The sequence below is a fragment of the Candidatus Abyssobacteria bacterium SURF_5 genome, from assembly GCA_003598085.1.
Taxonomy (GTDB): domain Bacteria; phylum Abyssobacteria; class SURF-5; order SURF-5; family SURF-5; genus SURF-5.
Window position 1 is genome coordinate 1 of sequence record QZKU01000077.1, and the last position, 11,634, is coordinate 11,634.

Below are 11,634 nucleotides of genomic sequence, written 5' to 3' on the forward strand. Positions count from 1 at the left end.
AAACACCAAAGCTATCACTCAGAAGAAAAAGAACAAAAGCCGCCCTCGATCAAACTTTCCTACAGAAATTACTCGGAATTTAGATGCGTAAGCCCTGGAGCAGGGGGAAGAAACTGCAGGGTGCAAGCCACGGTTGCCCAAAATTACAGATGTGTTAGAAAGTATCGAAAATGGGAATGCAGCCCAAAACGGTTTTTTCTGCGGTAAATCATAAGCCCTTTTGCAACAATAGTTTGTGGTCATCGCCTATTTCTGGCATAGCCATTGCTTTTACAAATGCAAACGACCGGACGGATAAAGGCTCTCATAAAAGTGGAGTACCGCGATGACTCTCGAACTGTCAAGCCAAAAGCTGGAGCTGGACGACGAAGTGCAGTTGTCCTATTTCGTCAATCACAAGAATCGAAAAGCCTCTCGTGTCGGACATGCCAAGCTGATCGATATTTCCGAAGCAGGTTTATGCATGGAAATCTCTCCATACGATTCGGATCTTTTTCTTGAGTCGCAGGGGAGATTATTCATTATGAGCACCCAGGTGGAGATGCAGGTGTTTTGCCGGTCACACCCGATCAATGTTTCCATGACAGGCGTCATCCGATGGTTCAAGCAAAAAAAAGAATTCGGCGACATGCCGGACAACGAAAATATCTTCGTGGGCGTCATCTTTCCATTTGCCAGCGGCAGTCAAAGAAAGACGATTGTCGACCTCGTCGGCCATCTGAAAAATGATGTGGTCAAATGCGGCGAATGCGGCGCCACAATTTCAGCAGATGTTTTCATCTGTTATCACTGCGGCTCAAGACCTGTCAGGAAAAGGAGCGTCCTCAAGAAGATGATTTTGGGGTTCCTCGGCAACAGCGATTCGCCTTGAAAACAAAGTGCGCTAGAAGAAGCGCTAATAAATCTAAAGGTGCTCCTCCAATCTTTCTTCACGGTTAATCCAGGTTATCCACGCGGTTAGTGAGCATCTGCAAAATTGCGGATGAGAATCCGCCCTGCGGTCAAGCTCTTCCATATGTGCGGGTCGCCTCGCCCAGACTCTCAACGAGGTTCTCGGTGAGCATGTTTGGCGCCAGGCGCCACTGCCAGTTTCCTTTCCGCGTTGCCGGTAAGTTCATGCGCGCATCTTCTCCAAGTCCCAGGATGTCCTGCATCGGAAAGATCACCAGACTGGCCACCGACATCATGAGCAGCCGGATCAGATCCCAATGAATCTGATCGGCCGCGACTTCTCGTCCCAGATATTGGAACAGTCTCTTCTTCTCTTCTGGGCCGATGGTGTCAAACCACCCTCGGACGGTGTTGTTATCGTGAGTGCCGGTATAGGCAACGTAATTGGGTTCGTAGTTATGAGGGATATAGGGATTGGAAGGCATGTCGTCACCGAACGCGAACATGAGGAGTTTCATCCCGGGCAGATCAAAGCGGCTGATTACCTCTCTCACGTCGGCCGTGATCGTTCCGAGATCTTCGGCAACGATCGGAAGGTAAGGAAACTTCTTCATAAGCTGGTGGAAAAAATCAAGGGCGGGCGCTTCCACCCATCTCCCATTGACAGCCGTCTTTTCATGGACGGGGACCTCCCAATAGGCGACAAATCCGCGGAAATGGTCGATCCGCACGAAATCATATAATTTCAGGCAGTGCTCGATCCTGCGAATCCACCAGTCGTAGCCCGTTCCCTTGAGGACGTCCCATCGATAAATCGGATTGCCCCAGAGTTGGCCGGTCTGGCTGAAATAATCCGGGGGCACACCCGCAACCACATACGGCCGCTTCTGCTCATCCAGTTTAAACAGGTATGGATGAGTCCACACGTCGGCGCTGTCGTAATCAACATAAATCGGCAGGTCTCCGATGACTTGGATCCCACGGTGATTGCAGTGTTTTTTTAGCAGGGCCCATTGCGTGTAAGAGATATATTGAAGGAATTTCTCCAGTTCAATTCGCTCTGCAAGTTCAACCGAAATCTTCAGCAGCGCATCAGGATGGCGATCGCGGAATTCCGCCGGCCATTTGCTCCAGATTTCGCCGTTGAACTTGTGCTTGAGCGCCATGAAAAGAGCAAACGAATCAAGCCAGTGGGAACTTTCGTGGCAGAATCTATTGTAGTCGGCCATCGGCTCACGGCGTCGAAAACGTTCAAACGCTTTCAGAAAAAGCGGTTTCTTAAAGGAAGCCACGGCGTCATAATCAACTTTGTTGGCCGGAAACTCAGGCGGAGATGCAATCTCCTGGCTCTCGAGCAGCCCCTGATCGACCAAGAGCTCCGGACTGGCGATCAGTGAGTTGCAGGCGAAGGCGCCGGTGGTATGATAGGGCGAATGGGAATGAATTCCTTCCGTTGGATTGAGGGGCAATATCTGCCAGAAGGTCTGCATGCTTCGGGCGAGAAACTCGGCGAAATGATGCGCCTCGGGCCCCATGTCACCGATACCAAACCGTGATGGAAGAGACGTGACGTGCAGAAGAATGCCGCTGGCTCGTCTTTTCATTTATCCCTCGCTTACCAATAGTGAGACGGGAAAACGCCGGAGGACTTTCCCGACGGGCAGAAAATTATCAAGAGTCGCCTGGTCGTCTGTTATCGCATCCCGCCAGGATTTGGGAGCCCCCTCCGGGAGAGCAAGATAGGTATCCTTCCACACCTTTTCACCAAAAGGATCCTCGTCTTCTTTCAACACGGTGATCAGGAAGCGCGGCGCAACAGTCACAGCCCACATATTGCTATAGATGCGGGCAAAAGCTATGACATGATTCTGCAAGTGACCCTGCACCGGCAGCGGCTCATATGAACCTTCCTGAAAAATGCGGTGCCGCTTCTTGCGCGCCGAGAGCAGTCTGTGTATGAGAAACAGCTTGATCCTGCCGTCCTCCCTCGAATCGAGCAATTCCTGAAGCAGTCCGGCAAGGTCGTCGTTCAGTTTTGTCTTCATCTCTTCGAACAAATGCATCCGGGTTTGAAAGTCAACCGGTCGCCGGTTGTCCGGATCCACGAGTGAAAGGTCCCACAGTTCTGTTCCCTGAAAAAAGTCGGGAACTCCCGGCGCCGTAGCCTTTATGATCACCTGCGAAAGCGAATTGAAGATGCCAAAGCGAGCGATCCTTTTCTGGTACGCGCGGAAATCCGCGAGGAACGCGTTATCTTCTTTTGGAGTAACGATTTTTTCCAGAAACGAGAGAAAGGCATTTTCATATTCCACGTCCGGCTTGAGCCATGCCGTGTGTACCTTTGCTTCCCGGACCACTTTAATCGCGTATTCCTTGAGCCGCTCGACGTACACCTCGTAGTCATCCTCTTGCGCGGGAAATGTTCCAATAAGCGTCTGATAGAGAAAATATTCGTCGTTGCGGTCCGGGATGGAAATGCCGCCGGCTATCTGCTTGGCCTTTCGATTCAGCTTGCTCCATCTCTTCACGGCAGACTCCCATTCCTTCGGGATTTCCGACAGAACGTTGATGCGAGTCCGAACGTCTTCCCCTCGTTTCGTGTCGTGCGTGGAGGTTGCGTTCAATGAGTGCGGCCATGTTGTCGCCCGGCTGTTGTTAAACCGGTGGAACTCCTCGAGCGGGATGCCGAACTTGTCCGGCGAGCCGCCGACTTCATTCAATGAGATGAGCCTGTTGTAAACGTACAACAGCGTGTCCTCGAACCCTTTCGCCATCAGAGGTCCGGAGAACTGCTGAAACCGCATGACGAAGCGAACGCGCTGCCGTTTCTCATCTTCAGAGATATTGGGTCCGAAGTCCATCAGAAAGAATTTCTTGAGAAAATTGAATTCATTAAGCAGGCCCGGATTGTGTAAGGCTGCTCGCTGGACGGCTTCGAGGATATAAATGCTGTCGCGGTCGGAAACCAGTTCATCATTTACATAGGTGCGGTAGACGGGAAACTGGGCCAATATCTCGACGAGTACTCGCCTCAACCCGTACAGAGTTATATCTCTGCCGTGGCGGTCCAGCCCGGAGATGCTCTTGAGGAGCCGCGCGAGGGCGTCGACGTCGCCGCCCATGTGCTTCTCGATTATGAGGCGCTTCTTCTCATAAACAAGTTCTCCATAGGAAGGATTCTGGCCGGAGAATCCTGTATATGCTTTGGTCATGAGAGACTCATTATCCCCCATGCAGAACAAGCCGTTGACGTAATTCAGAAAGTCGTAGCCGGTGGTTCCCTGAACCGGCCAGACGCGAGGCAATTCCTCGCTGAGGTCCAGAATTTTCTCGACAACGACGTAAACGTTGTCGCCGCTCTCTTTCAGCCGCTTCAAATAACCGGCGGGGTCATAAAGCCCGTCGATGTGATCCACGCGCAGTCCGGTGAACTTTCGTTCCGCGACCATTTTACAGATCAATGAATGAAGATGCTCGAACGCTTTTTCGTTCTCCAGCTTCATCGAGATCAGATTATTAATGCTGAAGAACCTTCGGTAATTGATCTCCTCGTATGCAACCTTCCAGAACGAAAGCCGGAATACCTGTTCCGATAGGAGATCATCCAGCAGATTGAAAGAGTCCGGGTCGTTCGAGTCACCATTGAAGCGGCGGAGGTTTGAATCAATGAAAAATGCGACGGTCGAGTTCTCATTATATAGATCCCAAAAAGTTTTCTTGATGACCTTTATGCGCTCGTTACGTTCGGACTCGGCTTCCGGCGCGGACAGGCCCTCCAGAACATACAAGGCGCCCAGATAACGGATGAAGTCGGAATGCGTGTCTCCAAGTTGCTCGCGGAGTACGGCAAGCCGGTGGGTGAATACGTGAACGTACGACTCCACTTTCAGCGGGAATTCCAGGTCGTAATATTTCGCCGCCAGCCCGGCCGGCCCAAATTTTAGAGCGATTTCACCGCCTTCAAGCGCTTCGCCGTAGAACTCTCCCAGGAAGGGCGCCAGGACCTGTGCCTTCACCTGCGTATCCTGCCGCCAATTAACGTCAAAAAAGCCAAAATAGGGTGAGTTTTCCCCATTCTCGAACACGTCCATCAGCATGCGATTTTCCGAATCAAAAGCCATATGATTTGGGACAATATCCTGCAGCCAGCCCATGCCGCGTTCGTGCACCTCGGTCATAAGCTCTTCAAATTCGGCCGCCGAGCCGAGTTCGGGATTCAGTTCGTTCGGGTCCACCACGTCATACCCATGAAGGCTTCCTTTCTTCGCCTTGAAAATAGGCGAAGCATATATGTCGGAAACACCCAGATCCGCCAGGAAAGGCACTATGTTTCTGGCGTCTTTGAATCCGAACTCATGATGGAGTTGAAGCCTATACGTGGCTATGGGAATTTTCATTTTCGCCATCCCGATCGGGGTGGACCCGCCGCCTATGCATTTATTCAACCTTTACGGACAGCAGTTCCCCGATCGCTGCAAACCGCCGTATCCAACGGCGGGCCTGTTCGTTTTGCTGGTCCGCTTGCTTGCGGACTGAAGGGAACTGATTTCGCAGCAGCATATAATAGAGGTTTTGAGTCTTCCACAGGTTCGCCTCAAACGGCAGACGGCGCACAAGATCGAGAACATCCTGCAAGCGTTCCAGGAGGGCCTCCTGCGCGGGTGCTTGCACGATCTCTTCCGACACTGTTTCCAGGTTTTTTCGCAGAGCATATTCCAGCGATTCGACGTGAAGCGAGACGCCCACCAAGTTCGCCTCGTGAAGCAGACTCTCAATCCGGTCGGCATCAAACTGCTCCTCTTCGAGGGCCTGGCGAATGCTCACATTCAAGATGAGTTCAGCCGCCGCGTACAATGCGCGGGGGATGGGGACGCCGGAGTCTTTGAGGAACCGCATCATCGGAGCATACCGGTTATACAACAGCCGGTAGGTATCCTCCGCGTCATTGAGCGCCGTCTCCAAAATCAAGTTGAGTATTTTCCGCTGTTCGTCGCGAAACAGCGATTTCAACGAGTAAGTTGACGCGCCGAAGTGCTTGTCGAGCAGACGGATAGCAATCAGCAAATCCGCTCGTTGAAATGCGTCGGATATTTCCTTATAGAGCGCTTCAAACGGTTTTGCGCCCGCGTAATCCATGACGCCGCAATTGAGGTTATGGTCGCCGAAATGGAGCACGCCGAAGCAGAGGTCCTGCGATTCGCCGGTTATCTCGGAGGATAGCTTCACGCTTCCTATCGCAAGCTTTGCGCTTCCCGTGGCAAAGCCGTCATATCTTTTCTTCTCGACGGTGTAGCAGTAGATATTTGTATGCTCCGCATACTCCTCGAAAAGAGAACTTATGGCATAGTGCGCAGCCACCTTTTTCAGGTCAACGACCGCCGGCCGCACGAACTTCTCAAAGATGAGACGTCCGTCGTGAAATTCGGCTATGTTGCTCTTCGCTCTGGAAAGAAGTTCAAGAAAATGGGTTTCGATTTCATTCCCGAAAAGCTCTTGCGCCAACTGGAGAGCGCGTCCTGCGTATTGTATCACCTGTACCGTTTCGATACCCGACAACTCGTCAAAGAACCACCCACAGCTCGTGTACATCAGCAAAGCGTGCCGCTGCAGCTCGAGAAGCTTGAGAACGGTTTCGCGTTCCGCGGACTGCAGCGGGCGAACGGCGTGCTGATTAATGAAGGAGTTGACATTCGCTGCGGACCTGTTCAGTACGACATCGATATAATCGTCGCGCGCGGCCCAGGGATCAAGCACGTACTTCGCGGCATTCAACTCGTATTCAGGAATCAGACGGTCGCGAAGCCAATCGAGCGCCTCGCGCAGGGGAGTCCTCCAAGCCTGCGTCCACCCCGGCCGGCCCCCGGTGTTGCAACCGCAGTCGCTGCGCCATCGTTCAATGCCATGAGCGCAGCTCCAGGACGTGTTTTCATAAATGTCGACCTCATGCGTTGGCGGATGCTTCTCGAGATACTCGCCATACACGGTCAGTTGGGCCAATTTTCGGGATTCGATGTACTGGAGAGCGTACGCGAGCGCCATGTCTCCATGCCGATGATGGTGTCCATAGCTTTCTCCATCCGTTGCGATATGGACGAGCTGTGGCCAATCTCGTGCGGCGGAGAACCCGCTTGTCAGCCTTTTAGCAAAGGTCTCGCCCTGGTTCAACAGGCCTTCAAAAGCGACGGCGCGCGAAATCGGGCCGTCATAAAAAAGCACGTTTATTGTTCTCCTTGACGGCAGTTGGAGCAGATACCCCATGGTCGGGTCGATTTTCCCTCCCGTCACATCGCGCCACCTGCTGTCCTTCTCCGGCCGAGCTTGCCCTGCTTGATGTGCAGCGATGCACGTTCCCCGTCGAAGCGGGCGCACCCGTTTCGCCTGATGCGGCGCCAGGACGGTGAAGGAAATACCGCTTTCAGCGAGCAGTTCCAACGTCTCCAGGTCGACAGCCGTTTCCGGCAGCCACATCCCTTCGGGATGCCGCCCGAAACGATGCTCAAAATCGCGAATCCCCCACAGTATCTGTGTTCGCTTGTCTCTCCTGTTTAACAGCGGGAGAATCGGGTGGTTATATGCCTGTGCCATTGCACCGCCGTGCCCCGAAAATTTGGCCATGCCCTCCTTATCCGCATTCAGGATAGCGATATAGACATCCGGGGCTTTCGCCTCCAACCACGCCAGCAGCGTCGGCCCGAAATTGAAACTCATGTTTCCATAATTGTTGACGATTTGTACGATTCGCCGGCGATCGTCCAGGATACGGGATGTTGCGTTCGTCCCATAGCATTCGGCGGTAATCTTTTCATTCCAGTCATGGTAGGGGTAGGCGGAATCCTGCAGCTCTATTGCTTCCAGCCAGGGATTTTCCCGCGGCGGCTGATAGAAATGGCCGTGAACGCAGATGTACTGGTTCATAGAAGTCGCTCCGCCTGTTTCAGAAAAACGCATGCGGCAAAGGGGCGAAGATCAAACCTGACGCGGCCGGCAGACGAAATTAATTCGGGCAGGGAACCGGCCCGCCCGCCCCATCGAGGATTATGTGCGTCCAGGATTTTTTTCCATTCGCCTTCCGGCAAGGGAACGTCGACCGAATCATTCTCCTTGCGAAAATGAAACATGCACGCGACCATTTCGTCTTCTTCCCATCGTCTTACCAGAAGCACCTTTTCAGATTCGAAGGCTCTGACCGCCATGGTTTCTTTCCGCAAATGCGCAAGCGCCGGAATTTTTTTGCGCAACCGAATCAGTTCCTTATAAAAAGCGAGAAGCGCTGCATGATGCCCGCTGCTCTTTAACGAATGGTTCAGCTTGGCGCTGCGAAATGTGTCCTCGCTCTGTGGATCAGGCGGCTCGCCCTCCCATTGGAACTCCAAAAATTCGTCGCGTCGCCCCTTGCGTACCGCCTCGACGAGCCGGGGGTCGCCGTGACTGATGAAATAAGGGAAGCGCGCGGTTTCTCCGTATTCCTCTCCCATGAAGAGGAGCGGCAGGAACGGAGAGAGGAGAACGACTGCGGCTGCCAGTTTGAGCGCGTCAAATTCAACCAGTTCCGTCAGGCGTTCCCCCTGCATTCGATTGCCCACCTGATCATGGTTCTGCGAAAAAACGACAAAACGTTCGGCAGGCGCCTCGCGCGAAGAATTGCCATGGCGCCGCCGCCGATACCGGGAATATTGGCCCGAATAAACATATCCCTCGCGAAAAGACTTCGCAAGATGGGCAAGTTCCCCGAAATCCTGGTAATATCCGGTTCGCTCGGCAGTCAGAAGAGCCCGCAGAGAGTGGTGAAAGTCATCGCACCACTGCGCGTCGAGCCCGTATCCGCCAAGCTCCCTCGGCCTGATAAGCCGCGCGTCATTGAGATCGCTCTCCGGGATCAAATATAACCGTCGATTCATTTTTTCCGACAGTTCGCGGGTGACGACGCCCAGTCTTTCGAGGAACGGCTCGGCCGAAAAATCGAGAATGGCGTGCACTGCATCCAGCCTCAGCGCATCGAAATGAAATTCCTTCAACCAATAGATGGCGTTCTCAGTGAAGTATCGGCGCACGCCGTCGCTGTATTCGTCATCAAAATTCACAGCCTCTCCCCATGGGGTCTTGTGGCGCGAGGTAAAATACGGGCCGAACTTTACCAGGTAATTTCCTTCCGGTCCGAGATGGTTGTATACAACATCCAGGACCGCCGCAAGCCCTTTCGCGTGACAGGCATCTACCAGTCTCTTCAATCCCGCCGGCCCGCCATATGCCGTATGCACCGCAAAAGGATAGGCGCCGTCATACCCCCAGTTCCGAGTACCGGGAAATTGAACCACGGGCATAAGTTCGACCGCCGTGATCCCGAGGTCCACCAGGTAATCGAGGTGGGGGATAAAAGCATCGAAGGTGCCCTCCGGCGTGTATGTCCCGACGTGGACCTCGTACAGGATGTAGTCTTTGAGCGGAAGACCGAACCAGCAGGAGTCATTCCAGGCAAACTCCGAGCTTATTACCTCTGACGGCCCGTGAACGCCTTCGGGCTGATATCGAGATGCCGGATCCGGCAGCTCAGCTTCGTCGTCCAGCCGAAATCGGTACCGTGCGCCGGGCTGAATGTCGCTCGCCGCAGTGCGGAAGTAGCCGAAATCGCCTCCTTCAAGGGGGATCACCGTCTCATGCGGCGAGAGAATATGAAGATCGACTTTCCGGCAGTTTGGCGCCCACACCAGAAAGTCGCAATTGCCGCCGCCGCGGTAAACGGCGCCGAGGCTGACGTCAAGGTTCACCTGTTTTCTCCTCGCACTTGAAGAATACGATCCCCATGGGCGGTATCGTCGCCATGAGGAAATTGGGGCGCCCGTGAAACGGGAATGGCGCGGCCTCGATGCCACCCAAATTTCCTTGTCCGCTGCCGCCGTAATCCTTTGAGTCGCTATTCAGGATTTCCCTCCAGAAGCCCGCGTGCGGAATCCCTATCCTGTAATTATGGCGCGGAACGGGAGTAAAGTTGCATGCAATGACAATGGTGTGACTGGGGGAATGTCCTTTCCGCAAGAAAGTGATGACACTCTGCTCCGAATCATTGCAATCGATCCATTCAAATCCATACGGGTCGAAGTCGAATACATGCATCGCCGGCTCGGTCCGATACAGCCGGTTGAGGTCTTCAACCCACCGCTTCATCCCCGCATGGAAAGGGAAGTCGAGGAGGTGCCAGTCCAGACTCTTCTCATGGTCCCATTCATCCCATTGTCCAAATTCCGCGCCCATGAAAAGCAGCTTCTTGCCCGGCTGTCCATACATGTAGCCGAGCAGTAGCCTCAGGTTGGCGAATTTCTGCCAGTCGTCGCCCGGCATCTTCCGCAAGAGGGAACCTTTTCCATAGACGACCTCGTCATGTGAAAGCGGGAGCACGAAGTTCTCATGGAATGCGTACAGCATCCGGAAATTCAACAGCGTGTGATGAAACTTGCGGTGAACCGGGTCTTTCGACATGTATTCGAGGATATCGTGCATCCACCCCATATCCCATTTCATGCCGAAGCCGAGGCCGCCCACATATGTGGGCCGGGACACCATCGGCCAGGCGGTTGACTCTTCAGCAATTGTTTGCGCAGTTGGAAAATGCTTGTAGACCTCCGCGTTGAACCGCCGCAGGAACGCGATAGCCTCCAGATTCTCCTTCCCGCCGAACTCGTTCGGTACCCATTCGCCGTCCTTGCGTGAGTAATCGAGGTAGAGCATCGAGGCGACGGCATCGACCCGGAGCGCGTCGATATGATAGGCATCCATCCAGAAGAGGGCGCTGCTGATAAGGAAGCTCCGGACCTCGTTTCGGCCGTAATTGAAGATGTAGCTGTTCCAATCCGGCTGAATCCCTTTTTTCGGGTCAGCATGTTCGTACACATGGGTCCCGTCAAAGTATCCCAATCCGTGTTCATCGCTCGGGAAATGAGAGGGCACCCAATCCAGAATCACGCCGATCTCGTGCTGGTGGAGAAGATCGATCAAGTACATAAAATCTTCCGGCGGACCATACCGGCTCGTGGGCGCGAAATACCCGAGAGACTGGTATCCCCACGAGCCATAGAAGGGATGCTCCATGACCGGCAGGAACTGAACATGAGTGAAGCCCGCGCCTTTCACATATTCAGCCATTTTCGGCGCGATCTCCCGGTAGGTCAGGGGCCGCTGCCATTCCTGGGCCATACGCATCCAGGAGCCGAGGTGCACTTCGTAAATCGAGATGGGGGAGGCATGGGAGTTCCGGCTCTGTCTGTTTTGAATCCATTTCGCATCTCCCCAACTGTAATTCACATCCCAGACGATTGAGGCCGTTTTTGGGGGGATCTCATAGTAGCGCGCCAAGGGGTCGGCCTTGTCCACCCGGTAATTGTGGTAGCGGGAAACGATGTGATACTTGTAGTGAGTTCCTTTACCGACTCCCTCGATGAAGCCCTCCCAGATGCCGCTCTGCCCCTTGGGATACAGGGGGTGGCTGGACTTATTCCATTCATTAAAGTCACCCATCACAAAGACGCGTTCGGCGCCGGGAGCCCAGACCGAGAAGCAGGTTCCGGCGTTGCCCTCCCGTTCAACCAGATGAGCACCCAACTTATCGAAGAGACGAAAATGACTTCCCTCATTAAAAAGGTAGAGATCATCCTCGCTGAGCAGCGTTACATCATGCCGGACCTTCGCTCCGGCCGCCGCCGTTTCGTTCATGTTTTCTCCTTTCCAAATGCATTCTCGCCGAACAAGAAA

6 protein-coding genes are annotated in these 11,634 nt (G+C 53.7%); 1 reads left to right on the forward strand and 5 read right to left on the reverse strand.

The window, feature by feature from the left end; genetic code table 11:
- The first annotated feature begins 325 nt into the window (after nucleotides 1–325).
- Nucleotides 326–871: a hypothetical protein gene (locus C4520_11415; GenBank protein ID RJP20383.1), complete on the forward strand. Its 546-nt coding sequence runs from the start codon at nucleotides 326–328 to the stop codon at nucleotides 869–871.
- A gap of 130 nt (nucleotides 872–1,001) precedes the next feature.
- Here C4520_11415 and malQ read toward each other — a convergent pair whose 3' ends face one another.
- Genes malQ through glgB form a run of 5 tightly spaced genes read right to left on the reverse strand, consistent with a single transcriptional unit; the run spans nucleotide 1,002 to nucleotide 11,595 of the window.
- Nucleotides 1,002–2,495, reverse strand: coding sequence for a 4-alpha-glucanotransferase (gene malQ, locus C4520_11420; protein ID RJP20384.1), 1,494 nt, complete (start codon nucleotides 2,493–2,495; stop codon nucleotides 1,002–1,004).
- Entirely contained in the window at nucleotides 2,496–5,288 is a 2,793-nt protein-coding gene (gene treY / locus C4520_11425; protein RJP20408.1) for a malto-oligosyltrehalose synthase, read from the reverse strand.
- 40 nt (nucleotides 5,289–5,328) lie between these two features.
- Nucleotides 5,329–7,806 carry a DUF3536 domain-containing protein gene (locus C4520_11430; GenBank protein ID RJP20385.1) on the reverse strand — a complete coding sequence of 826 codons (2,478 nt, stop codon included), beginning with the start codon at nucleotides 7,804–7,806 and terminating at the stop codon, nucleotides 5,329–5,331.
- Nucleotides 7,803–9,656 (reverse strand): malto-oligosyltrehalose trehalohydrolase, encoded by a 1,854-nt coding sequence (gene treZ, locus C4520_11435; GenBank protein ID RJP20386.1) that lies wholly within the window; start codon nucleotides 9,654–9,656, stop codon nucleotides 7,803–7,805. Before treZ ends, C4520_11430 begins: the two co-directional genes overlap by 4 nt.
- Nucleotides 9,646–11,595, reverse strand: coding sequence for a 1,4-alpha-glucan branching protein GlgB (gene glgB / locus C4520_11440; protein RJP20387.1), 1,950 nt, complete (start codon nucleotides 11,593–11,595; stop codon nucleotides 9,646–9,648). Before glgB ends, treZ begins: the two co-directional genes overlap by 11 nt.
- Between the last annotated feature and the right edge of the window lie 39 nt (nucleotides 11,596–11,634).